General features: G+C 39.3%; 18 protein-coding genes. 11 read left to right on the top strand and 7 right to left on the bottom strand.

What is annotated here, in order from left to right:
- Window positions 1–6: 6 nt before the first annotated feature.
- Entirely contained in the window at window positions 7–2,190 is a 2,184-nt protein-coding gene (locus ACSC97_RS06640) for a carboxy terminal-processing peptidase (protein ID WP_436660010.1), read from the bottom strand.
- Window positions 2,191–2,425: 235 nt separating this feature from the next.
- Between ACSC97_RS06640 and nagZ the strand changes: the two genes are divergently transcribed.
- On the top strand, window positions 2,426–3,445 hold the full coding sequence (gene nagZ / locus ACSC97_RS06635) for a beta-N-acetylhexosaminidase (RefSeq protein ID WP_004951937.1): 1,020 nt from the start codon (window positions 2,426–2,428) through the stop codon (window positions 3,443–3,445).
- A gap of 129 nt (window positions 3,446–3,574) precedes the next feature.
- Entirely contained in the window at window positions 3,575–4,417 is an 843-nt protein-coding gene (locus ACSC97_RS06630) for a class I SAM-dependent methyltransferase (protein WP_436660008.1), read from the top strand.
- 43 nt (window positions 4,418–4,460) lie between these two features.
- On the opposite strand, the gene ACSC97_RS06625 is transcribed toward ACSC97_RS06630, so the two are convergent.
- Complete coding sequence (locus ACSC97_RS06625; protein WP_125299767.1) at window positions 4,461–5,771, bottom strand: alpha/beta fold hydrolase; 1,311 nt, start codon at window positions 5,769–5,771, stop codon at window positions 4,461–4,463.
- 355 nt (window positions 5,772–6,126) lie between these two features.
- On the opposite strand from ACSC97_RS06625, the gene ACSC97_RS06620 reads away from it, so the two are divergent.
- The 3 genes from ACSC97_RS06620 (at window position 6,127) to pta (ending at window position 11,023) form a co-directional block, all read left to right on the top strand.
- Complete coding sequence (locus ACSC97_RS06620; RefSeq protein WP_039048171.1) at window positions 6,127–7,392, top strand: glutamate-5-semialdehyde dehydrogenase; 1,266 nt, start codon at window positions 6,127–6,129, stop codon at window positions 7,390–7,392.
- A 285-nt stretch (window positions 7,393–7,677) separates the two neighbouring features.
- Window positions 7,678–8,853, top strand: coding sequence for an acetate/propionate family kinase (locus ACSC97_RS06615; RefSeq protein ID WP_005403220.1), 1,176 nt, complete (start codon window positions 7,678–7,680; stop codon window positions 8,851–8,853).
- 34 nt (window positions 8,854–8,887) lie between these two features.
- Window positions 8,888–11,023, top strand: coding sequence for a phosphate acetyltransferase (gene pta / locus ACSC97_RS06610; RefSeq protein WP_436660004.1), 2,136 nt, complete (start codon window positions 8,888–8,890; stop codon window positions 11,021–11,023).
- A gap of 67 nt (window positions 11,024–11,090) precedes the next feature.
- Here the strand turns inward: pta and ACSC97_RS06605 are convergent, their stop codons facing one another.
- On the bottom strand, window positions 11,091–11,987 hold the full coding sequence (locus ACSC97_RS06605; RefSeq protein ID WP_436660002.1) for a DMT family transporter: 897 nt from the start codon (window positions 11,985–11,987) through the stop codon (window positions 11,091–11,093).
- Between the two features lie 182 nt (window positions 11,988–12,169).
- On the opposite strand from ACSC97_RS06605, the gene ACSC97_RS06600 reads away from it, so the two are divergent.
- The 3 genes from ACSC97_RS06600 to ACSC97_RS06590 all read left to right on the top strand — a co-directional run bounded on the left by ACSC97_RS06600 (window position 12,170) and on the right by ACSC97_RS06590 (window position 15,344).
- Window positions 12,170–13,036 (top strand): helix-turn-helix transcriptional regulator, encoded by an 867-nt coding sequence (locus tag ACSC97_RS06600; protein ID WP_436660000.1) that lies wholly within the window; start codon window positions 12,170–12,172, stop codon window positions 13,034–13,036.
- Between the two features lie 139 nt (window positions 13,037–13,175).
- A complete protein-coding gene (locus tag ACSC97_RS06595; protein ID WP_004909213.1) occupies window positions 13,176–14,702 on the top strand; it encodes a fumarate hydratase in 1,527 nt (508 codons plus the stop codon).
- Between the two features lie 99 nt (window positions 14,703–14,801).
- The gene (locus ACSC97_RS06590; RefSeq protein WP_283324450.1) at window positions 14,802–15,344 is read left to right on the top strand and encodes a DUF2059 domain-containing protein; all 543 of its coding nucleotides are present in this window, start codon (window positions 14,802–14,804) and stop codon (window positions 15,342–15,344) included.
- A 23-nt stretch (window positions 15,345–15,367) separates the two neighbouring features.
- Here the strand turns inward: ACSC97_RS06590 and ACSC97_RS06585 are convergent, their stop codons facing one another.
- The 4 genes from ACSC97_RS06585 to tig all read right to left on the bottom strand — a co-directional run bounded on the left by ACSC97_RS06585 (window position 15,368) and on the right by tig (window position 19,708).
- Window positions 15,368–16,084, bottom strand: a complete 717-nt coding sequence (locus ACSC97_RS06585) for a DUF2846 domain-containing protein (RefSeq protein WP_004909219.1) — start codon at window positions 16,082–16,084, stop codon at window positions 15,368–15,370.
- Between the two features lie 151 nt (window positions 16,085–16,235).
- On the bottom strand, window positions 16,236–17,546 hold the full coding sequence (gene clpX, locus ACSC97_RS06580) for an ATP-dependent Clp protease ATP-binding subunit ClpX (RefSeq protein WP_039048174.1): 1,311 nt from the start codon (window positions 17,544–17,546) through the stop codon (window positions 16,236–16,238).
- A 27-nt stretch (window positions 17,547–17,573) separates the two neighbouring features.
- Complete coding sequence (clpP, locus tag ACSC97_RS06575; protein ID WP_004909225.1) at window positions 17,574–18,179, bottom strand: ATP-dependent Clp endopeptidase proteolytic subunit ClpP; 606 nt, start codon at window positions 18,177–18,179, stop codon at window positions 17,574–17,576.
- A gap of 197 nt (window positions 18,180–18,376) precedes the next feature.
- Window positions 18,377–19,708 carry a trigger factor gene (tig, locus tag ACSC97_RS06570; RefSeq protein ID WP_004909227.1) on the bottom strand — a complete coding sequence of 444 codons (1,332 nt, stop codon included), beginning with the start codon at window positions 19,706–19,708 and terminating at the stop codon, window positions 18,377–18,379.
- A 384-nt stretch (window positions 19,709–20,092) separates the two neighbouring features.
- On the opposite strand from tig, the gene ACSC97_RS06565 reads away from it, so the two are divergent.
- The 3 genes from ACSC97_RS06565 to leuA all read left to right on the top strand — a co-directional run bounded on the left by ACSC97_RS06565 (window position 20,093) and on the right by leuA (window position 25,286).
- Complete coding sequence (locus tag ACSC97_RS06565; RefSeq protein WP_151825808.1) at window positions 20,093–22,351, top strand: TonB-dependent receptor; 2,259 nt, start codon at window positions 20,093–20,095, stop codon at window positions 22,349–22,351.
- Between the two features lie 98 nt (window positions 22,352–22,449).
- Entirely contained in the window at window positions 22,450–23,133 is a 684-nt protein-coding gene (locus ACSC97_RS06560) for a Fe2+-dependent dioxygenase (RefSeq protein WP_168154847.1), read from the top strand.
- A 455-nt stretch (window positions 23,134–23,588) separates the two neighbouring features.
- On the top strand, window positions 23,589–25,286 hold the full coding sequence (gene leuA, locus ACSC97_RS06555) for a 2-isopropylmalate synthase (RefSeq protein ID WP_005403228.1): 1,698 nt from the start codon (window positions 23,589–23,591) through the stop codon (window positions 25,284–25,286).
- Window positions 25,287–25,382: the final 96 nt, after the last annotated feature.

Raw genomic sequence — 25,382 nt, 5'->3', positions numbered from 1 at the left:
TAAAGATTATCGACCTTGCAATTTTGCATAATCCAATAAGACATTTGCAGCTTCAGTAATAAAAGTTTCTTCCTCTGGTAGCGATGGACGAAGATGAGCTTTCATTTTTGCACGTGACTCAACCAAAGCATCAATTGAAGCTTGATAACTTTCCCAATTTGCATAAGGAGCCTGTCCAGTCGCTTTACGACGTTGGTTTTCTGCATCTAAAGTTTGCTTCTCAAGATTTATCAATTCCGCTCGACGTTGATCAATATCCAATACTACTTTCTTTTGATCAGCTGTTTTTTGTGAAATTGCTTTACGCTCTTCTAAATACTTAAACTGCGGATCAAGTGCTACACGTTGCTGAGATAACTGAGTTAACTTCACTGTATACGGCTGGACTGAACCTTCACGTTTAAATGGCGCAGTAGGAATGGTATCCCACTTTAAGGCATTCTTAGCTTTACGCTCACCAAATTCATCGTTATAAATATCGACCAATTTAATATCAGGAATCACGCCTTTATTTTGAGTACTTCCACCTGTAACGCGATAAAACTTACGCTGTGTTAAGGTCGCCTGACCATGTGCCAAAGAATCTAGTTGAACTTGGGCTGTACCTTTACCTGTGGTAGTACTACCAATAATGATACCGCGCTCATAATCTTGGATCGCTGCAGAGTAAATTTCACTTGCAGATGCAGATGCTAAATTAACTAGAACTGCCATAGGTCCTGCATAAATTTGCTCACCCCCATCGGTATCTTCAAAGACATTCACATTACCGTTGCCATCTCTGATTTGTACCACTGGTCCAGACTTAATCACTTGTCCAAGCATACGAGCAACTTCTTCTAAAGAACCACCTGGATCATTACGCAGATCGACTAACACACCTTCCACTTTTTGTGCTTTTAATGATTCAAACGCTTTTGCAGTATCTTCAGACACAGAACGATATTCAGCACCAGCACGACGTGAACGATAATCAAAATAGAATGATGGAATTTCTATGACACCAAATACATGCTTTTTGCCATCTCGATTGATTTCAACGGTACGTGAACGAACACCTGCATCTTCTTCTTGGATGACATCACGCACTAAAGTAACGTTACGAGCCTGACTCATGGATGCGCCTGGACCAAGTAAGCGCACAACGACTTTTGTTCCACGTTTACCACGAATCAGACCAACAATTTCTGAACTCGGCCAACCAATAACATCAACCATTTTTTCGCCATCTTGGGCTACGCCAATAATACGATCGCCTGATTTGACTTGACCAGATTTACTTGCTGGTCCACCTTCTACGATGGTTTCAATTTTGGTGTAATCTTCATTGCCACGTTCAGGACGAATCGATACACCAATTCCCTCCAACTGCAAAGTTGTCTGACGATTCAACTCCATTGCATCAATTGGTGGATAGTAATTGCTATGTGGATCATAGGTCGCCAACATTGCATTTAGAGTTTTGTCTAAAACATCATCACTTTTTACACGACCTATTCTTTCTAACTGACGTGTATAACGCTTAGTGAGTGTTTGAACTGGCGTGAGGTCTTCTGGACCCGTCAAATCTTGACCATTGGCGAGAGAAGGATTTGCCTTTAGTGCCTTTTGCTTCGCTTGCTCTTCTTCTTTGCTGATCGTCAAATTGATCAACTGTGAAACTAGCATTTTCTGCCAATGATTTTGTTGCTCTGCCGATGTTTTGAAATACGGCGCTTTTTCACGATCAATCTCAAGATAAACATCTTTTTGATTTAAGTTTTGTGGCTTCTTCAACTCTGCCAACATGTACTCATAAAACTGCTTTAAACGTTCACGATATTGAGCATGAATGGCATATGGTCCAGTCAAGTTCCCAGCTTTTAAAGCACTACCAAAACTTGAGCCATATTTATTTTTATAGTCTTCAACTTCACTGCTTAAAAATAAAGAATGATCTGGATCTAAACTATCCAAATACATATCCAAAATACGATTAGATGTTGCCGCATCTAAACGCATATTTAAATAATGCTGGCGATCAACGAGTGTTGCTAACTGGCGTGCGACTAATGCTTGTTCTTGTGAAGGTTTAATTACCGTCGAAACGACTGGCGACTCTGTCGCTGCAAATGCCTCATTTACAGTATGAGAGAAAAATAATCCACCAGTCGCTATTGCAACTGCACACGCTATCATTTGAAGTTTCATAAAATTTTGGTACTTCCTTGGATATGGCAATTATTACACGCTGATCGAATCGAGATGAACATATTTCATTCGTTTTTAACCAATGTGTCTACTTATCGGCTGTGTTAAATAAATGACCAACAAGTATTTATCATCAATATCATGTAGTTTTATCATATTCTGTACTGACAAAATGTAGCAAATCATTGCACAATTTATCTATCGTTTTTTACATCAAAATTCAAACGGAATCTATATGATCGGCGCATTGATGCTAGATATTGCTGGCACAGAACTTACACAAGAAGATATTGAACTATTACAAGCACCGCAAGTCGGTGGAATGATTTTATTTGCTCGAAATATTGAATCACCTCAACAAGTACGTGCTTTAACCGATCATATGCGACAAGTTCGCCCTGACATTTTGATTGCTGTAGATCAAGAAGGTGGACGTGTTCAACGTTTAAGACAAGGTTTCACCCTACTTCCTGCAATGGGAAGACTTGGAGAACGTTACTTAGATCAGCCAGAACAAGCCGTTACTTTGGCTGAGCAATGTGGTTGGTTGATGGCAACTGAAGTACTGGCTGTAGGTATTGACTTCAGTTTCGCACCTGTACTGGATCTAAATGACATTAGTGATGTGATTGGTGATCGTGGTTTTGCTAAAAATATGCAAGATATAGTACCTCTTGCATCTGCCTTTATGCGTGGTATGAAAAAAGCAGGCATGGCAACTACAGGCAAACACTTCCCTGGTCACGGCTCAGTCAAAGCCGATTCGCATGTTGCAGCTGCAATTGATAGTCGCTCATATCAAGAAATTTATGACAAAGATATGCAAAGCTTTATTCAGCTTATGCCCCAATTAGATGCTCTTATGCCTGCACATGTGATTTATGATCAAGTTGATCCAAATCCAGCAGGCTTTTCTCCATTTTGGTTACAACAGATTTTACGCCAAGAACTAAAATTTGATGGTGTACTATTTTCTGATGACTTAAGCATGCAAGCCGCATGTGTTGCAGGTGGTGCAGATGCGCGTATTCAAGCAGCATTAAATGCAGGTTGTGACATGGGGTTGGTGTGTAATGACCGTGCAGCTGCATGTATCGCCTTAGATGGTATTGGAACATTGGCTTTACCAAATCAACAACGTTTAGAACGTATGCGCGGTAAAATTCCAAATATCGAAGTGGGTACTACACTCGTGTTAGATGAAAATTGGAACAACGTCAGAAAAGTCATTGAAGAGTTTAAGAATTCGTTTTAACTTGCGATAAATAAAAGATGATTTAACTCATCATCTGATTGACCTGTTCAGGATTGAATGGGTCAACATCCTCGCGCAAATAGGTTGTGCATGGAAATAGAATAAAATTAAGAATTGAGTCTAGGACAGATGACACAACAACTTTCAAAACATCGCCACATTTCATTTACTGCGCACTATACGGGATACATTTGGTATCAAATGGGGATTTCTCATCCTGTCTTTGCTACGGCGAAAGGAAAAACACTGGCTGCGCTTGTACATCCAATCGAAAGCTGGGCTGAGAAATATGTTGGTGGCAGTATGCGCACAACGTTGAAACAACGCCATACGATGCTTGATCAGCATTTAGAAGATCTTATTCAAAAGTATCCAGACCTTCAGGTGCTTGAAATTGCGTGTGGATTATCACCACGTGGATGGTGGTTTAGACAGCACCACCCTAGTATTTGTTATCGTGAATTGGATTTGCCTGATATGGCAGCCACCAAACAAGCGGCACTACAACAAATTGAAACCGATGCAGATGATGTACTTTCTGTTGATTTATTTACCGAAGCTTTTGCTTCTGCTTTTACCGTTTTTGATCCTCATCGCCCCTTGGTTGTGATCAGTGAAGGTTTAATCAACTATTTTGAAAAACCATTGCTACAACAACTCATTCAAGCTATTGCCAATTATGGTCGTGATTTTAAACAATTACATTATCTCACTGACCTTTATCCCGAACCCACCCAAAATAAACTAGCTACAATTATTTGGAATAGCAGCAGATTACTGAGATGGATGTCGAGAAGCGCTTTTAGCTTTCATTTCAAAACACCAAAAGAAGTTGAACATTTTTTCCACGAAGCAGGTTTTCATCAAGTTATCGTACAACAGCCTAAACAATTTTTTGAAAATGTAAGGTTGGAAAACTCAGAACAACATTTAGGTGATCTTGTATGGATGATTAAAGCATCAAATTCTTAAAATAAAAAAGTGGTCATATAGACCACTTCTTTTTTTACAATAATTAAGCTTGTTTCTGACGTTCAATAAATCGAAGCAAACGATCTGCAACTTCAAAATTACCATGTTTAAATAAAATACGTAATCCTTGCTCAGTTGCATCAAAGATTAAGCATTCGATTTTAAAATCGCCCTCTTCATCAGATAAATGCAATGCAAGATCACGTGGATGTTGCTTCACAAACTCTAACTGCTCAAGTTGTTCCAACTTTAAGTAAACACCAAAGAAAGTAATATCAACAATTTCTACTGGCGCTTCTGTCACATCATGGCGATGTGATAACTTAGAATGGGGATTGAGTACAGGAATACGCTCTTCACCACGACGCTCAATTTTTTTCATTTGATCACGTGTCATCGTGATAATTCCATCAAGGTTATCGATGGATTCACCCTTTAAAAAGGACGTAAACAAATTCATAGTTTCTTTGCGACGCTGCAATTGAGGCACATGATCAGCATTTGCAATTAAAGCAAATTCCATGTTCTCGCACTGAAGCGCAAAATCAGCATTTTCGTGAGGCAAAGTAAAGCTATCGTACTGTCCCGCAGCTACCAAAGTTTTACATTGAGGTACAGGTACATCACTTAAACGCAACAAACGATTGCAGTTGATTTCATAACGCTCACGCTCTGTCGCGGTAAAATCCGCCATCTGTCTAAAGAACAAGCGCTTAGCTGTCGGAGACATCCGCGTTTTATCAAGCTTAGCATGATTTACAAGGTACAAAATCACCGCCTGACCAAACTCCTCCATGCGGTCTTCTCGCATGAGGTGAAGTGATTCTTCAAGTAGCATACGCCAGCTTTTACGGGTCTTTTGCATCACACCCATCAATACCATACGGTCAACCAATTCCGGTCGTTGATAGGCAAATGATGATGCGACAACCGAACCCAATGACATTCCCATCACGGAAACTTTCTCAATTCCGACGATATCAAGCCATTGACCGAGCATCTTAGACAAATCTGGTAATTCTAAAATTCCAGCTGACTCACCTGTATCAACATTGCGAATCTGCTGATTTGCACCCATTGACGGTAAGTCGATTAAAATAACAGGCCCACTCTCAAAGAGTTGCTCAACACAATACTTATAAGAGTTAAAGTTTTGAAATGCGCCCCCGACAATTACAATTGGCGTATTGTTGATCGTTTTAGGATCTGCAATTGCCATATATTCAATTTTCCAACCATCTATCCATGTTGTACGCGCTGGTTGTTTAAAACTGTTTTTATTGTAAATGTCGAAAAAACCAAAACCTGTATAGGTATGATTTAAATCCGAGTCCATTTGGATAATGGAATTCATATCCTTCCTCCATCCTTGTTTATTTTTCTGCTGCAAGAGTCTCATTTTTGGCGATTTCTACTTGCAAATTAACAAATTTATAAAATTTGTATTACATTTATCCTCTACATTTTTCATTCTATACAAATGCACGTTTTATACGCAATCATTTCCTTCACCACTCGTCCTGTTTAAAGCAATAATCTTTTGCAAAATATTTTACCAAAGGTTTATATTTAACATGTGCATCTCATTTATATAAGAAAAATTGCGCTAATTAACAATTTATAATTTCTTGAATTATGAGTTCAGGCTATTCATTGTTCTTCATTTGACTGTTACTATCATTATAAATACATGCAATCGTTAAAATGCTATGCAAGATTCTATTGAAAACTATATGCAACAGGTTGGTACTCAGGCACGTCGTGCGTCTCGAGTTTTAACTAGTGCATCCACTCATTTGAAAAATCATGCACTGTCTGCTATTTACACGGCTTTGGAAAATAACCAAGCGCAAATTTTAGCAGCCAATCAAATTGATATGGAAAATGGGCGCCAACGCCAATTAGATAATGCGCTTTTAGATCGCTTGGAATTAACCCCTGCTCGTTTTAAAGGGATGTTACAAGGATTAAAAGATGTCATTGCTTTGGTCGATCCTATTGGTGAAATCACAGATCTTGCTTATCGCCCCTCAGGGATTCAACTCGGAAAAATGCGTGTACCGCTCGGTGTAATTGGAATGATTTATGAATCACGTCCAAACGTAACACTTGAAGCAGCATCATTAGCTTTAAAATCGGGAAATGCCATTATTTTACGTGGCGGTTCTGAAGCACTTGAATCCAATAAAGCGATTGCAACAGCAATTCAACATGGTTTACAGGTTTCGGGGTTACCTGAACATGCAGTTCAAGTTATTGAAACTTCTGATCGTGCTGCAGTTGGTCATTTGATCACAATGACTGAGTTTGTTGATGTGATTGTGCCACGTGGTGGTAAAAGCCTCATCGAACGAATTAGCAATGAAGCTCGCATTCCTGTGATTAAGCACTTAGATGGCAACTGCCATGTATTTGTTGAAGCTCAAGCTGATTTACAAAAAGCATTACCAATTGCATTAAATGCCAAAACACATCGCTATGGTGTGTGTAATGCGATGGAAACACTTTTAGTCGATGAAGTGATCGCAGAAGAGTTCTTGCCGAGTATTGCTGAACTTTACGCAGAAAAACAAGTTGAACTACGCGGTTGCCCTGAAACTCAACGTATTCTTGGCGATTCAGTAAAAACGGCGACTGAAGAAGACTGGTACACAGAATACTTGGGGCCAATCTTGGCGATTAAAGTTGTCAGTGGCATGGATGAAGCGATTGATCACATCAATAAATATGGTTCACATCACACTGATGCCATCATCACTGAAAATTTCAGTTTAGCGCGTGAGTTCCTTGCACGAGTAGACTCAAGCTCAGTCATGATCAATGCTTCGACTCGTTTTGCAGATGGTTTTGAGTATGGTCTCGGTGCCGAAATTGGTATTTCAACCGATAAAATTCATGCACGTGGTCCAGTTGGCTTAGAAGGCTTAACATCACAAAAATGGATTGTATTTGGTGATGGTCAAATTCGCCAATAAGATAATCCTAGAATAGATCGATCAAACACGATAAAGCATCATTTTGATCTTTATCGTGTTTTTATACAAAAGATACGCTTAAAACAAACAAATCAATCAAAAGAACATTTTAATTTACAGACTATACTGATCAGATTCAATTATAAATCAGTTGTATAGGCTAAAGTCTATCTTCGCCTAAGTTACAACCCATGTTAAAACATTGCGCTTGATTCCACTGCCCCATGCGTTGCAGCAAGATCAAAGTGTTCGTCATAAAATTTAAAATCAGTTAGGTGTTCAAACGTGGCTAAATCTGTACTTGTAATTAACTGTGGTTCATCGTCGATCAAATACGCGCTTGTTTCAGAACGTCGTGAAGATCGTATTTATGGCTTGGCAGAAAACTTAGGCTCTGCTGATGCGCGTATTAAGGGGGTAACGGTCGGTGGCGAACCGCTTGAATTATCAATTCCACATGCAGATCATGCAAAAGCACTGGAAACGTTATTAGCTCGTTTAGCAAATTATAATCCTCAAGCAATTGGACATCGTGTGGTTCATGGTGGAAATCTAACGAAAGCCGAACTTTTAACACCTGAAATCGTGAAGCGTATCGAAGCAGCCACACCACTTGCACCTCTACACAATCCTGCGCATTTGATAGGAATCGAAGCAACCATGCGCTTATTCCCAGAATTACCGCAAGTTGCTGTTTTCGATACTGCATTCCACCAAACGATGCCTGAACGTGCATATCGTTATGCATTGCCACAAAATTTATATACTGAACATCAAGTACGTCGTTATGGCTTCCATGGAACTAGCCATGCCTATGTCACTGAACGTGCCAGCGAACTTGCAGGTGCCAAAAATCAAGGCGGCTGGCTCAGCGCTCACCTAGGCAATGGCAGTTCTACTTGTGCAGTTTGGAATGGTCAAAGCCTTGATACCTCTATGGGTATGACACCTTTAGAAGGTGTAGTTATGGGTACACGTAGTGGTGATGTTGATCCAAGCTTACACTTATTTTTAGCTAGTAACTTAGGGTGGGATATTCAAAAGATCGACACCATGCTAAACAAAGAAAGTGGTTTACTTGGTTTATCAGGCTTATCCAATGATATGCGTACCCTCGTGGAAGCTTCTGAAAATGGTCATGAAGGTGCGACTTTGGCAATCGAAGTGTTCTGTTATCGCTTAGCCAAATCTCTGTCAGCTTTAAGTTGCGGTCTACCACGTTTGGATGGTTTAGTATTTACGGGTGGGATCGGTGAAAACTCAGCTTACGTACGTGAAAAAACGTTGGGATATTTACCACACTTCGGCTTACAGTTTAGCCAAGATAAAAACAATGCCCTAGCACGTGGTACTGAAGGACGAATTGATGCTGGAACAGGTCCTCAAATTTGGGTTGTTCCAACCGATGAAGAAGGGCGTATTGCCAAAGAAACGCGTCAAGTCATTGAACAGACTGCTTAAACCACAAAACAGTTAGACAAAAATTAAGGTCATTATGAATACAATTTTATTGATCCCTACAGGTGAAGGTGTTGGTTTAACATCAGCATGCTTAGGTATGATTTACGCATTGGATTGCAAAGGGATTAACGCAGGGTTTCTAAAACCTTTTTCACAAATTGCAGATACCACCATTGACCGTACTACTACGCTGTATAGTCACCTTTTTCAACATAAGTCAGTTGAACCGATTATTTATGAAAAGTTAACTCAACTGATTGCTTTGGGTGAAACTGACGAATTACTCGAAGAAGCAGTTGCCTTACATCGTCAAATCGCTGCAAATCATGATGTCATTATTGTTGAAGGACTTGTCCCAAATGGTCAGGATCATTTTGCTAGTGAAATCAATGCCGCACTTGCACAAGCACTAGATGCACAAGTCGTATTAGTCAGTACAGCTGATCTTGCAGACCCACGTAAAACAGCTGAAAAAGTTGATGCACATCTACGTCAATTTGGTGGTGCTGCATCAGCACGTACTACAGGTGTGCTCTTTATGCGCACCAAAGGACTTCCTGAAGGCACGGCTGAGATTCCTGTTACACTCGACCCAAGCTTACGTTTAGATGAAAAAATTGCAGAATTTTCAAAAGAACTGCAACGTTATAATCGTTTTATGGGCACAGATGACTTACCGATTATTGGTTTAGTCCCTTTTAGCAACATTCTGAGTGTTCTACGCAGTTTAGACATTGCATCGGTGGTTGATGGGACTTGGTTACACGAGGGTGAAGCAAAACAACGTCGAATTCTTCATACTAGCTTGATTGCTTCAGATATCGAAGCCGAATTGCAAAAATTCGTTGCTGGTGAGCTGATCATCAGTGCAGCACAGCGAACTGACACTTTACTTGCAGCCAGTGTCGCAACTAGCAACGGGATTCCTTTAGCTGGATTAGTTTTAACAGAACAATCGGCCCCAGCGAATAACGTTCTAGAGTTCTGCCAAGGTGCCATAAAACAAGGTTTACCTATTTTACACACACCTTTAGATACGCTAGAAACAGCTCAGCGCTTACACCATTTTGGTAATGAAATCCCAGTCGATGATACTGAGCGTGCTGAACAAGTAACTCGCTTTGTTTCTAGTCATATTGATAATAACTGGCTTGATCAACATACTCAGAATAATCTACATCCACGATTATCCCCTTCTGCTTTCCGCTACGAGTTGGTACAAAAATCGATTGCAGCCAAGAAGCGTATCGTTCTACCTGAAGGTGATGAACCACGTACTGTTCAAGCTGCTGCAATTTGCCAATCTCGCGGAATCGCGCACTGTATCTTGCTTGCAAAACCAGAATCAGTTGCTGAGGTTGCAAAAGCACGTGGCATTCAACTACCAAATGATTTAGAAATTATTGACCCTGACAGCATTCGTGACCAATATATTGAACCGATGGTTGAATTGCGTAAAGGTAAGCTTGATGCACTACAAGCTAAAGCTCAACTGCAAGACACTGTGGTTCTCGGTACGATGATGCTAGCACTTGATCAGGTTGATGGTTTAGTTTCAGGTGCCATTCATACAACGGCCAATACTGTACGTCCAGCATTTCAATTAATAAAAACTGCACCAAATTACTCACTGGTTTCATCAATCTTTTTCATGCTATTGCCTGATGAAGTTTATGTATACGGAGACTGTGCAATTAATCCTGATCCAAATGCTGAACAGCTTGCAGAGATTGCGATTCAATCGGCTGATTCTGCAAAAGCTTTTGGTCTCGACCCTCGTATTGCAATGATCAGTTATTCAACAGGAACTTCGGGGACTGGTGCGGATGTGGAAAAAGTTGCAGAAGCGACTAAAATTGCAAAACAACGCCGCCCTGATTTATTGATTGATGGTCCTTTACAATACGATGCAGCGTCCGTTGAAAGTGTTGGTCGCCAAAAAGCACCAGACTCGCAAGTAGCTGGTCGCGCCAACGTATTTATCTTCCCTGACCTCAATACAGGTAATACAACCTACAAAGCGGTGCAACGTGCTGCCAATGTTGTAAGTGTCGGCCCGATGCTACAAGGCTTAAACAAACCCGTAAATGATTTGTCTCGTGGCGCTTTGGTGGATGATATTGTGTTTACCATTGCCTTGACTGCGATTCAGGCAAAGCAACAAGACTAGTCCGACCTTTTTGCAATAAAGAAAAAGCCATCACTTGATCAACGTTGATGGCTTTTTATGTTCTTGGCTATGAAGTTTTAATTGCTCTGAATCGTGGCAGTTTGATAAAGAAAATCGCATTACCACATAAAATGAGAATCACACCAATCACCGCATTCATTTGCCAATGATAACCTTCCCATATAGTCGATATAACCAACGCCACCAAAGGAAATAACAAGGTGCTATATGCAGCTTTCCCCGCCCCAATTCGACCAACCAAATAAAAGTAAGCCGTAAAGCCAATCACTGAACCAAAAATCGCTAAATACAGTAATGCGCTAACCGAACTCCCTGACATGCTCGGAAAAAAGTTGTCATGCTTAAACCATGAAATTAAAGCCATTAGCAAAGAACCATACAACATGGCATAGGCATTAGTCGTAAAAATATCCAATCCTTGTTTTTGATGGCGCGTACTAATCATGTTTCCTAGAGAAAAACCATAAGTCCCTAAAATACATAGTCCAATACCCATCAACGTATTGCTATTCAAGGTTGTACCCATGACATCGTGCCAAAACAAAGCGATGATCCCAAACAGACCAAATAATGCAGCAGGATAAAAACGTGACGATATTTGCTGAGCAAAGAATAGTTTGGCATTGATCGTATTGAAAATCACAGCCATCGAAAAGATCACCGCTTCCAAGCCACTACTAATGTATTGCACTGCATAATAGAAACAGACAAAGTTAAATCCAAAAATACAGCATGCCTGCAACAAGCAAAATAAATGATCGTGAGTTGCCAGTTTTTGCAACTTGCGACTCATCACAACAAAAGCAAACAAGACGATTGCTGAAATAAAAAATCGCCAAAACACCGCAACTGTGGTCGATATTTCACTTTGCTGTTGCAGTGTAATTGCAATCCATGTCGTCCCCCAGATCACCACAACCAAAGCATATAACAATACATTCATAGCTTTTTAACCAAACTTAATACCACATTGAAAAGTTTGCATCTTTGCAGCATTTCATTTCTTTCATTTTCTTGTGATGATTGTCATTTACTTGCGTTTTTTAATGTTCGTTATATTCAGATGACAACTAAGGCTGAACGTCCTACACTTAAAACAATCATACTTAACACTTTGTATAGAAGATGAAATATCAAATTCTTGATCAATTACAGCAACATAAAGCTCAATTGCTTGACTCAGTTGAATTGGGTTCAGGTATGCAATTGGCCATGTGGGAAAATAATCAAGATCGCGTCAATGTCTGTAGCAATCACCATACTTTAAGTATGTATATTCATGGTGGTTATCAGAGTTATCAAAAGACACCTCAAGGTTGGCACAATGGCGGTGGGCCTGACCGTATGTGCCTCATGCCCCAAGATTATGAGTCAACATGGGACTTGCGTGATCCACTAACTTTTGTTCATCTTTACTACACAGAACAACATCTAAAACGTGTAGCAGAACAAGTTTGGGATAAAGAACCTAGCCAAATTATTTTAAATCCACAAATCTTCGTCGCTGATCCCCAAATCTCAATAATCTATCGGCATTTTTTACTGAATGCTGAATGGGAAAACCGCGAAAATCATTTACAGATGAGTACAGCAACTACGCTATTGCTTAATCATCTCATCAAGAATTATAGTCATGCACAGTGGCAAGCACCTGTCGTAAAAGGTGGGCTTTCACCATATGTGCTCAAACAAGTTTTACAATGGATTGATCAACATTTGCATTTAAGTTTGACGCTCACGGATTTAGCTGAACAAGCGCAATTAAGTGAATATCATTTTGCGCATATGTTCAAACAATCCATGAAAATGCCACCACACCAATACGTGATGCAACGTCGACTTGAGTTAGCCCATCAAGCTCTACACGCAACCAAATTAAATTTAACTGAAATTTCAATGCGATATGGCTTTAGCTCGAGCAGTCATTTTAGCCATCGTTTTAAAAAACATTTTGGATATGCACCTTCACAGATGCGAAAAAAACTAAGCTAATCTTTGAAGTTTCACATATTTTAAAATCTACTTTTGTATATAGACCTTTAGCCAAAAGTCGTTTAAAACTCCCACAATCCAAGCTTTTTGTCATATAATTTAGCCCGCCAGCTTATCGCCCGCTCAAGAGAATTTTGATATGACAACGATCATCAAACAAGATGACTTGATTACATCAATCAAGGATGCCCTCCAGTTTATTTCTTACTATCACCCTCAAGACTTCATCCAAGCGATGAGCCGTGCTTATGATCGTGAAGAAAACAAAGCTGCAAAAGATGCAATTGCTCAAATCCTCATCAACTCACGTATGTGTGCTGAAGGTCATCGACCTATCTGTCAAGATACAGGGATCGTCAACGTTTTCCTTGAAGTCGGCTTAGATGTTAAATTTGATTTAACCATGAGCTTAGACGATGCAGTGAACGAAGGTGTACGCCAAGGTTACTTAGAAAACTCTAACGTACTTCGTGCTTCAGTGCTTGCTGATCCAGCTTTTGGTCGTAAAAATACTAAAGACAATACACCTGCTGTCATCCACTACAAACTCGTACCAGGTAATAAAGTTGATATTACCGTTGCAGCTAAAGGTGGCGGTTCAGAAAATAAATCCAAACTTGCGATGCTAAACCCATCTGATTCAATCGTAGATTGGGTACTTAAAACTGTACCAACGATGGGTGCAGGCTGGTGTCCACCAGGTATGCTCGGTATTGGTATCGGTGGTACTGCTGAAAAAGCCATGATGCTTGCAAAAGAAGCACTCATGGAAGAAATCAACATGGACGAATTACTTCGTCGTGGCCCACAAAGTAAGATGGAAGAACTCCGTATCGAGATCTTCGAAAAAGTAAATGCGCTGGGTATTGGTGCTCAAGGTCTTGGTGGTTTGACGACTGTTCTTGATATTAAAATCAAGGATTACCCATGTCACGCTGCGGGTAAACCAGTGGGTATGATTCCGAACTGTGCGGCCACACGCCACGCACACTTCCAGTTAGATGGTACAGGTGTAGCACACATCCAAGCACCTAAACTTGAAGACTACCCTGCCGTAACTTGGGATTCATCTCAATCAAAACGTGTGAATCTAGATACCATTACACAAGAAGAAATGAATTCTTGGAAACCAGGCGATACATTACTTCTTAACGGTACAATTTATACTGGTCGTGATGCTGCACATAAGCGCATGGTCGACATGTTAAACAATGGTGAAGAACTTCCAGTCGACTTAAAAGGTAAATTCATTTACTACGTTGGTCCTGTTGATCCTGTTCGTGATGAAGTCGTTGGTCCTGCTGGTCCTACAACTGCAACGCGTATGGATAAATTTACGCGTCAAGTCTTAGAAGCAACTGGCTTGTTCGGCATGATCGGTAAAGCGGATCGTGGTCCAGCGGCTGTTGAAGCAATCAAAGACAATAAAGCAACTTACTTAATGGCTGTGGGTGGCGCTGCTTACCTCGTTTCTAAAGCTGTACGTGAAGCTGAAGTTGTTGCATTTGCTGACCTCGGTATGGAAGCAATCTACAAGTTTGTGGTTGAAGATATGCCTGTTTCTGTTGCCGTTGATGTGAATGGTACGTCTATCCACGCAACTGCTCCAAAAATCTGGCAAGCAAAAATTGGTAAAATTCCAGTTGTAGATGCTGCGGCACAATAATCCGCTCATCAAAAAAATAGCCGAATCACTGCATTCGGCTGTTTTTTTATTTAAAGCTTCTGTTAAATTATAAAAATGAATAACAATAACGAGGCAAATATGAACATAAAACCATTCCATTATCTGCTGCTATGCCTTGCTATTTGTACTTCACAGAATGTATCAGCTACTCCTGCGCAAACTAAATCTGTTCAAGAATTAATTAAAGCCAGTGACTTAGAAAAAGTACTGAATAACTCCTTTGAAGAAATGCAACCTGCTTTAGACTTAGAAGCTGAAAGGATTATTTTAGGTATTTTAAATAAAGAAAAATTAACAACCAATCAAGAACTCTTAGCAGTATTAGAACTCAGCCAATTATTAAAAGAGACTAGTTCAAAATTATTTGCTCGACCTGAAACAATTCAAGCGATTGAAAAAATTTATAAAGACACACTCAGTGAAGAAGAAATTCAGGCTTATTTAAAGTTTTTAAAAACCCCTGAGGGTAAGTCAATCAATCAGAAAAACTTACAGATTAGTACAAATGTATTTCAATATATGAATACCCTAAGCCAAAAAACGCTAAGCGATCCTGAACAAAGCATTCAATTGAAAGAGCAATTTCTATCTATCATTCAACCACTAATTCAACAGGAATAGAAATTGCTCATTAATACAATCAATTACCAAGTTAAAGGATTCCAAAGTTTAAATGGTTTAACCAAGTGAACCTCTGACTTTTGATCATATTTAGCAGGTTTTAACTCCTGAGGCTTAGAACGAACTTTACCTGAAGCATCTTGCGCAACAAAATTATAACTAGATGATTTTAATCGAGTAAATGCAATTTCTTGACGTGCGACTTTCTCTGGCATTGACATAAATGGACCTGTTGGCTCACTTCTTGGTAACTTATTCTCTTCGTCATATTTAATGAAATAAGTTTGAGCTGCATCAACTGTAAAATCTAAATATTTCGGTTTTTGAAAATGCAAACCTGCTAAAGGACGACTTACACTTAAGCGATAAGTTCCAGCTGGTAATTCCAACCAATAATAATGATTATGTAATAGACTTGGAATGCGATGACCATTGATAAATAGATTAGCAGCAGCAATTTCTTGGCGATTCCAGCGAGTGTCTGGGCGATATAAATAGACTACCGCGGCTTGCTCATTTTGTGGCTTGATAGGAGCGTAATATTGACCTAATTTTTGGTTTACCCATCCACCAACAGTAAACCCCCCCACATGATATTGATCAAATAAACCTGGTTTCTTATCTGTATCGACAGGAGGTAAAGTTGCTGTTAAGACGGCTGGATTTTCTTCAACTGCTTTATGGCTTTGACAGCCCGCCAAAATCCCTACACAACATAATGACAATATTAAATAACGCATGACATCCCTCAAGGCGTTTTCTTGGATTTATTTTTAACAGCGCAAAACTATGCGGATTATTCAATTTTTAAGATTAACACCTCACCGTTCAATTGCAAATAAAAAAAGCATGAAAAGCTAAGCCTTTCATGCTTTTTTAGATGAATGTGAATTAAGCAGATTTTGAATCTACAACTTTCAAATCTTTCTTCTCAATCAATTCAGCCGCTGTCGTTTGTGGTAAACGCTCTGGCTTATATGTCGGTTTAGCTGTTCCATTAATCACAGCCTCATCAACAATAACCGTGCCGACATCTTTGCGACTTGGTAAATCATACATTGTTTCAAGTAGTACATTTTCCAAGATAGAACGTAGACCACGTGCGCCAGTATTACGCTCAAGGGCTTTCTTCGCCACTGCTCGTAATGCAGACTCATCAAATACAAGGTCAACATCTTCCATCGTGAATAAATACTGATATTGGCGAGTTAATGCATTTTTTGGTTCAGTCAAAATCTGCATCAATGCTTCTTCATCCAACTCATCAAGCGTTGCAATCACTGGCAAACGACCGATAAATTCAGGAATTAAACCAAATTTCACCAAATCTGTTGCTTCAACCTGACGGAATAACTCAGAGACTTTTTTACTGTCATCTTTATTTTTCACATCAGCTGTGAAACCGATACCGCCTTTTTCCTGACGTTGCTGTACAATTTTTTCCAAACCTGAGAATGCGCCACCGCAAATAAATAATATATTTGAAGTATCGATTTGGATAAATTCTTGTTGAGGATGCTTACGCCCTCCTTGTGGAGGAATCGAAGCCACTGTACCTTCAATCATTTTTAATAATGCTTGTTGTACACCCTCACCCGAAACATCCCGAGTAATCGATGGATTCTCAGACTTACGCGTGATCTTGTCAATTTCATCAATATAGATAATGCCTTTTTGAGCTTTCTCTACATCATAATCTGCCTTTTGCAGCAATTTTTGCACGATATTTTCAACATCTTCACCCACGTAACCCGCTTCGGTAAGTGTTGTCGCATCCGCCATAGCAAAAGGGACATCAAGTAAACGTGCAAGTGTTTGAGCAAGTAAAGTCTTACCAGAACCTGTTGGTCCAATTAATAAAATATTACTCTTAGCAATTTCGATGTCTTGATGTGCATGATGTGTTTGCCCAACTTTCAAACGCTTATAGTGGTTATACACCGCAACAGATAACGTTTTCTTCGCAAGATCCTGCCCAATGACATATTGATCAAGCGCTGCACGTATTTCATGTGGCTTTGGCAGTGCTTTGGTTGCCCAATCACCCGCTTCAACCTGTTGACTTGTTTGAACTAAGTCTAAGCAGACATCTACACATTCATTACAAATATATGCGTCCTCACCTGCAATCAGTTTCCCGACTTCAGACTGCGTTTTACCGCAAAATGAACAATGTTTTTGTCCTTGAGGATGTTCGGACATATTTACTCCAATCTTGAATCTTAAAAATTACGGACGCTTACTAAGTACTTGATCAACCAAACCATACTGTTTTGCAGCTTCAGCAGTCATGAAATTATCACGATCAGTATCACGAGCAACTGTCTCGTAATCCTGTCCGCTATGTTGCGCCATTAAACGATTTAAACGCTCTTTAATAAACAAAATCTCACGTGCATGGATTTCAATATCAGATGCTTGTCCACGGAAACCACCTAATGGTTGATGGATCATCACACGTGCATTTTCCAAGCAATAACGTTTACCTTTTGCACCAGCATTCAAAAGGAATGCACCCATAGAGGCAGCTTGCCCCATACAGTATGTCACAACATCGGGCTTAATAAACTGCATAGTATCGTAAATTGCCATACCTGCCGTTACTGAACCACCTGGAGAGTTAATATAAAGGTGAATATCTTTTTCTGGGTTTTCTGCTTCTAAAAATAACATCTGCGCGACGATTAAATTCGCCATGTTATCTTCAACTTCACCTGTCAAGAAAATAACACGCTCACGTAACAAACGTGAGTAAATATCAAAAGAACGCTCACCACGAGATGATTGTTCAACGACAACAGGAACTAAAGCATTTTCAATTGTTGGAACATACATATGTTTACTTATTCCTAAATTATTGTGACTCGATCTATGCCAACAATATGAGGGATAATCGCTGAAATTGCAAAAGGTTCAATCTGAAATATTCGAATATTTAGACTAAAATCTGGCATTTTTTAGACAAATTAACACATTCATAACACATATAAAAAAAGGCGCATTACGCGCCTTTCTTTTCAACTTTTAAAAGATTAGCCACGGCGAGCTTGTTGTTCTTTTAATAAGTCTTCGTAGCTTACAGCCACATCATTTACTTTAGCAGCAGCCAAGATGTGATCAACAACTTGGTCTTCTAACACAACTGCTTCGATTTGAGCACGTTGTTGTTTGTCATTTTTGAAGTATTCAACAACTTCTGTTGGATCTTCATAAGAAGAAGCCATGTCATTGATATAAGCATCAACGCGTGCTTGGTCAACTTCAAGTTTAGCATCAGCTAATACTTTGCTTACCAATACACCAAGCTTCACTGATTTCTCAGCTTGTTCTTTGAACAATTCATCTGGAAGCATGCTGCTGTCAAATGCGCCTGCACCTTGAGCACCAAACTGTTGAGTGAATTGTTGGATCATTTGTTGACGTTGACGATCAATTTCTTGAGCAACCATTGATGCTGGAACTTCGATTTCGTTCGCAGCTACAAGCGCATCAAACGCAGCTTGTTTAACTTGGTTGCGAAGACCGTTACGAACTTCACGTTCCATGTTTTTACGAACGTCAGCTTTTAACTTGTCTAAGCCTTCTTCTTCAGTTAAACCAAAGATTTTTAAGAATTCAGCATCAATCTCTGGAAGTTTTTGTTTTTCAACAAGTTTCACAGTGATTTTAAACTGAGCTGCTTTACCTGCTAAATTTTCAGCTTGGTAGTCTTCAGGGAAAGTTACATCAATAACTTTCTCTTCGCCTTTCTTCATGCCAACGATACCGTCTTCAAAGCCAGGAATCATACGACCTGAACCAAGAACAAGTTTAAAGTCTTCAGCTGCACCGCCTTCAAACTTCTCACCATCAACAGTACCTTCGAAATCGAAAGTCACTTGCATATCTTTTTTCGCCATGCCTTTGGTTTCAGTCCAAGAAGCACGTTGCTTTTGTAAGTTTTCAATCATTACATCAACGTCTGCATCGTTGATTTCAGATGATTTACGATCAATCTCTAAGTCAGCAAAAGATTTAACTTCTACTTCTGGATACACTTCTACAGTCGCTTCATAAACTAAAGCGTCATCTTTGTTTTCAACTTTTTCAATGTTCGGCATGCCTACAGCATTGATTTTTTCTTGTTGAATTGCTTCGAATACTGTATCGCGAATAAGGTCATTCACAACTTCTTGATAGATGCTCGCACCATATTCACGGCGAACAACATTTAAAGGCACTTTACCTGGACGGAAGCCGTTGATCTTCACAGTTTTGGCAGTGCGTTTTAAGCGAGCTTCAAATTGCTCGTTAACACGGCTCGTCGGTACAGAAACATTTAAACGACGGGCAACGCCCGAAACCGCTTCAGTCGTTACTTGCATGGCTTCCTCGATATATAGTTAGTAGTAACAATTTTTAAAGTGCCACATTATATGACAACTTTGCTGATATACAAAATTCGACAAGCATTCTAGCAGTAAAAGTTGATCTGAACATATCAGCAAGTCATCCACGATTTATTATTTTTCATAGTTTATGAATAAACTCGGTTGTTCTTGGGTAATTTCGTGAAGAATTCTATTAGATCAATATGCTTAATTTTCACCCAATCAATTACAACACAATCTTACATTTCGCTACACTATTCTATTTCTTTTTCCAAATTTATATGATCTAAGCATCGTTAAATCCAATCGAGAAAAATTGCATATAATAATAAGAATAATTATTATTTGCATGAATTTTAAGGTTTACATGGATACGATATGTCTTCTTTTATCAGAACACGTAAGAAGTTTGTTTCATCTGCGATTGCATCATCTCTTTCTATGATTGCAACTGCAGCAATCGCGCAAGATAAAGAAAATGTGGTTCAACTCCCAACGATTCATGCAGAAGCAACTGCTGAACAATTAAAAGTTGATGTATCTGCAAACAAGAAATATGTTGCGCCATTAAAAGACACACCAAAGACAGTGTCTGTCTTATCTCAAAAGTTATTGAAAGAAACAAATTCAAATACTTTATTAGAAGCACTTCGTAATGAGCCTGGTATCACACTAGGTGCTGGTGAAGGCGGCATTCCGTATACAGATATTCCTTATATTCGTGGTTATAACGGACAAAGCGCGATCTATGTAGATGGTGTGCGCAACTCAACAACTCAAACACGTGATATGTTTGCGATTGAACAAGTCGAAGTAACTAAAGGCTCAAGCTCTGCTCTAACTGGCGGAAGTGGTGTTGGTGGCAGTATCAACATGATTCCAAAAGTTGCGCATGAAGGTGATGAATATCAAGGAAGTGTTGCAGGCGGCACAGATAACTATAAGCATATCGTACTTGACGCAAACAAAGACTTTGGTAATGGAATCGCGGGTCGTGTTATTGCGATGGGTCATGAAAATGAGAAACCAGGACAGCACAATGGTGCAGAATATGCTCGTGTTGGTATTGCGCCTAGTCTAGCTTTCGGTTTAGGAACTGAAAACCGTGCGACCTTAAGTTACTACTTTATCAAAAGTAATGATGAGCCAGATTCAGGCATTCCATTTAACAACCCTAACAATCCACCTCCAGGCTCGATCAAAGCTGATGGTCGCCCAGCAAATGTAAAACAAGGTTCTTACTATGGCTGGAAGGATCGTGATTTTGATAAGCGTGAAAACCACATTGGCTCATTGAAGCTTGAACATGATTTTAATGATGACTTAACAGTTTCAAACACTGCAACATATAGCCATTCTAAAGCAAGCTATATGTATACAAATCCAGATGATTCAAAAAGCAATATCTACAAAGGTAAAGTCTACCGTCGTGCAACACAGACCATTCGTGACACCGATGCATTTACCGATCAACTTTCTTTAGCTGGGAAATTCAAAACTGGAGCAATAGCACATAGCTTCAATGTTGGTGCTGAATATAATCGCGAAGAAACCAATCGCGGTAACTATAATATTAGTTATCCTGGATATACAGGTACAACGACTGCTGGTTTCAATGATAAATGTAATGATAACAATGGCTGGTGCACGGATCTCAATAATCCAAATGCGAATGATCCATGGTTAGGCACACTAACACCAAATACTAAACAGACTACAATGACCAATGAAACAGTATCTGTATATGCATTAGACAGTATTGAATTCAATAAATATTGGTTATTAAATCTTGGCGTACGTTGGGATCAATTTGATACAGAATTAAAATATAACAAAGATGTAACAGCTCGTGGTGTGACAACGCCAGCAGGTACTGTGTATTCAAATGATACAGACTACTTCTCTTATCAAGCAGGTGTAGTATTCCGCCCAACAGAGCATGGTAGTATCTATGCAAGTTTCGCAACTGCTGCCAACCCTGTAGGTATCGATCCTGATCTTGATTCACTTAGTGCTTCAAATAAAGACTTAGAACCAGAAAAAGCTCGTACATTTGAGATCGGAACGAAATGGAGCCTTTGGAACAACCGTGCCAATGCGACAGCTGCAATCTTCCGTACTGAGAAGCAAAATACACGTATTAATATAGATGCGAATACAGTAACTAATGCTGGTGAAAGTAAAGTTGATGGTTTTGAACTTGCTTTGACAGGTCACATTACTGATAAATGGGAAATGGCACTTGGCTATAGCTACTTAGATAGCGAATTAACCAAAGCAGCTTATAACTTAGTTGCCCAAGAAGGTCGCCCTCTTCCATTCGTTGCTAAACAGAGTGCTAACTTGTGGAGTACATACCAAGTACTTCCAAAATTAACACTTGGTGCAGGCGTTCAATATCGCGATCAAGTTTTTGCGAATACGAATCCAAACACAGCCACCACTTCAACGAAAATTTTACCAACGTTTACTATCTACAATGCGATGGCAAAGTATGATGTAAACAAGAATGTAAACTTACAGTTGAATGTAAATAACATTTCAGATAAGCGTTATTTTACAAGTGCTCATGCTTCACACTACGCAAACGAAGGTGATGGCCGCAACGCAGTTCTTGCGATCAACTTTAAGTACTAAATCCCTTAAAAAAATTAGGGTATTTACTTAAACTCATCTAAAATAGCCTCTCTATGAGGCTATTTTTTTATAATAATCAATTGAAAGGGATATGCTCCGTGATCCATCACATTCCGAATGTTTTGACGAAAGAACAAGTCGCCGAATTCCGTAAATTAATGGAAGCAGCAGATTGGGTCGGTGGAAAAATTACAGCAGGCACACTCTCAGCTTCCGTAAAACGTAATCAACAACTTTCAGAGAGTGACCCTTTAACCCACCAACTTAGTGCACTTGTGATGGATGCAATTTGGAAAAATCCAACTTTCCAAGCAGCTGCACTCCCCAAGCAAATGATTCCACCTTTGTTTAATCGCTACGATGAACACGAAAGTTTTGGTTTTCATGTCGATAATTCAATTCGTTTAGTGAGAGGGACTCATCAACAACTTCGCACAGATTTATCGTGTACTTTATTTTTGAGTGAACCTGAAGAATATGATGGTGGTGATCTCGTTATTGAGGATACTTATGGCTACCATGAAGTGAAATTACCAGCAGGTGATGTCGTACTCTACCCTTCAACAAGCTTGCATGAAGTCAGTAGTATTACGCGTGGCACCCGTTTTGCTTCTTTTTTTTGGGTACAAAGTTTGATTAGAGATGATCAAAAGCGTCATATGCTCTTTAATTTGGATGAAAGTATTCGTCAACTTCGCATAGATCATGGTGATGCATATACAGAAGTAATGAAACTCACCAATATTTATCACAATCTCATTCGTATGTGGTCAGAACTCTGACCACTTCATTTTTCGCCATTCAGAATAAATTCTATAATTTTTATTAAAAAATAGACTTATTTAGAAAAAATATCCCACTCAACTATCAATTCTTGCAAAAAACAGGAAAACATTTTCCACAATTAAGAGCTAGAATGCTGTTATAGACCTTTGCAGCCAGCTTATTTTCACCTAGACTGATTTTTATTAGATGATTAATATAGCTGCAAAACCGAATCATAATTTTGAATGGTTAATGATGAAAACAAATTACGGCTTTACCCATCCGTCGAATATAAACCATCTTGCTGCTCTCCTGATGCTGCGCCTCGCGCGCGTATAAATTTTATTGCCTAAGTTTGAAGGCATTCGATCCAAATATTCTCTTTTAATTTATTCGTATAGACACCATATATATTTATAGTACGTTGCATTTATAAAAATCCGCGACCCCTGCTATGACAAGGAGTTACCTCATGATGTTGGCTGACCCAAGCAAAAAATACCGCCGTATGTATCAACGAGTGGATTTACCAGATCGTCAATGGCCGAATAACGAAATCAACCAAGCACCGATTTGGATGAGTACCGACCTTCGTGATGGTAACCAAGCGATTTTTGAACCAATGAATATGGATCAAAAATTAAAGATGTTCAAAATGTTAGTCAAAATCGGCTTTAAACATATTGAAATTGGTTTCCCATCTGCGTCTCAAATTGATTTCGATTTTACCCGTATGTTAATCGAAGAAAATTTGATTCCTGATGATGTTTATATCGAAGTCTTGGTTCAAGCTCGTGATCATTTGATTGAGCGTACTTTCGAGTCATTGATTGGTGCTAAACGTGCAATTGTGCATATCTATAACTCGAACTCTCCGACTTTCCGTCAAAAAGTTTTGAATGTAGATGTAAATGGTGCGAAACAACTTGCGATTAATGCTGCGAATAAAGTGAAAGAATATGCAGCACAATATCCTGAAACAGAATGGATTTTCCAATATAGCCCTGAATGTTTCTCAGCAACAGAATTAGAAGTTGCCAAAGATGTTTGTGATGCGGTTACTGAAATTTGGGAAGCATCTCCAACCAATAAAGTGATTTTGAACTTACCTGCAACAGTTGAAGTTTCAACACCAAATGTTTATGCAGATCAAATTGAGTGGATGCACCGTAACTTGCAACGTCGTGATGGCGTAATTATCTCAGTTCACTGTCACAATGACCGTGGTTGTGGTATTGCTGCATCTGAATTAGCCATTATGGCAGGTGCTGACCGTGTTGAGGGTTGTGTGTTTGGAAATGGCGAACGTACGGGTAATGTCGATGTTGCAGCAATTGCCTTGAACATGTATACCCAAGGTGTTGCACCAAATTTAGATTTCTCGAACATCAACGAAATCATTGCAACTGTTGAAGAATGTACAGGCTTACCTGTTCACCCTCGTCATCCATATGCAGGTGATTTAGTCTTCACAGCTTTCTCTGGTTCTCACCAAGATGCGATCAAAAAAGGCTTTGAGTTCCAGAAAAACGAAGAAATTTGGGATATGCCTTATTTACCAATCGATCCTAAAGATTTAGGTCGTGACTATGACGCTGTTATTCGTGTAAATAGTCAATCAGGTAAAGGTGGTATCGCTTACTTATTAGAATCAAACTATAACGTTGCATTGCCACGTCGTGTTCAGATTGAATTTAGTCAGATTGTTCAACAACATACTGATGAGAATGGTACTGAAATCAGTGCACATGAGATCTGGACATTGTTTGAGAAAACTTATGTCGATATCAAAAACCATCACTACCAAACTAAACATTATCAATTATCAGACATCAATGGCACACAAATCATTGAATTAGATATTGAAATTGAAGGTGAAATTCAACGCCTACGTGGTGAAGGTAACGGCCCAATCTCAGCAATGTTAAATGCTTTACAGTTACCGATTGACGTTGTGAACTATGAAGAACGTAGTATTAGTTCAGGAGCAAATGCCAAAGCCCTTGCATTGATTGAACTTCAAGTCAAAGGTACAGGTAAGAGTGCATTTGGTGCAGGTGTACACGACAACATCGTAACCTCTTCAATCGATGCGATTATTGCATGTACAAACCGTTTGATCGAACAAGGTGTATTAACAACTGATCAAGTGGTTGCTGCCGCAGTCTAAGCTTATGTTGTAATAACAGAAAAAATGGCTTTTGAAAGGATACCTGAATTGGTATCCTTTTCATTATTGATAAAAGATTTATACAGGCGAATTATT

Origin of the sequence: Acinetobacter sp. P1(2025), from assembly GCF_051390655.1 — a bacterium.
GTDB lineage: Bacteria > Pseudomonadota > Gammaproteobacteria > Pseudomonadales > Moraxellaceae > Acinetobacter > Acinetobacter junii.
Note: the sequence above shows the minus strand (reverse complement) of the source record. Positions and strands in the feature narration are given on the sequence as shown.

Bases quoted from the DNA above. Each gene is read 5' to 3' on its own strand.
- ACSC97_RS06595 (WP_004909213.1), top strand. From the start codon at position 13,176: ATGACAACGATCATCAAACAAGATGACTTGATTACATCAATCAAGGAT.
- tig (WP_004909227.1), bottom strand. From the start codon at position 19,708: ATGCAAGTAACGACTGAAGCGGTTTCGGGCGTTGCCCGTCGTTTAAAT.
- ACSC97_RS06630 (WP_436660008.1), top strand. From the start codon at position 3,575: ATGACACAACAACTTTCAAAACATCGCCACATTTCATTTACTGCGCAC.
- ACSC97_RS06590 (WP_283324450.1), top strand. From the start codon at position 14,802: ATGAACATAAAACCATTCCATTATCTGCTGCTATGCCTTGCTATTTGT.
- ACSC97_RS06565 (WP_151825808.1), top strand. From the start codon at position 20,093: ATGTCTTCTTTTATCAGAACACGTAAGAAGTTTGTTTCATCTGCGATT.
- nagZ (WP_004951937.1), top strand. From the start codon at position 2,426: ATGATCGGCGCATTGATGCTAGATATTGCTGGCACAGAACTTACACAA.
- clpX (WP_039048174.1), bottom strand. From the start codon at position 17,546: ATGTCCGAACATCCTCAAGGACAAAAACATTGTTCATTTTGCGGTAAA.
- ACSC97_RS06605 (WP_436660002.1), bottom strand. From the start codon at position 11,987: ATGAATGTATTGTTATATGCTTTGGTTGTGGTGATCTGGGGGACGACA.
- ACSC97_RS06585 (WP_004909219.1), bottom strand. From the start codon at position 16,084: ATGCGTTATTTAATATTGTCATTATGTTGTGTAGGGATTTTGGCGGGC.
- pta (WP_436660004.1), top strand. From the start codon at position 8,888: ATGAATACAATTTTATTGATCCCTACAGGTGAAGGTGTTGGTTTAACA.
- clpP (WP_004909225.1), bottom strand. From the start codon at position 18,179: ATGTATGTTCCAACAATTGAAAATGCTTTAGTTCCTGTTGTCGTTGAA.
- leuA (WP_005403228.1), top strand. From the start codon at position 23,589: ATGATGTTGGCTGACCCAAGCAAAAAATACCGCCGTATGTATCAACGA.
- ACSC97_RS06600 (WP_436660000.1), top strand. From the start codon at position 12,170: ATGAAATATCAAATTCTTGATCAATTACAGCAACATAAAGCTCAATTG.
- ACSC97_RS06620 (WP_039048171.1), top strand. From the start codon at position 6,127: ATGCAAGATTCTATTGAAAACTATATGCAACAGGTTGGTACTCAGGCA.
- ACSC97_RS06640 (WP_436660010.1), bottom strand. From the start codon at position 2,190: ATGAAACTTCAAATGATAGCGTGTGCAGTTGCAATAGCGACTGGTGGA.
- ACSC97_RS06625 (WP_125299767.1), bottom strand. From the start codon at position 5,771: ATGAATTCCATTATCCAAATGGACTCGGATTTAAATCATACCTATACA.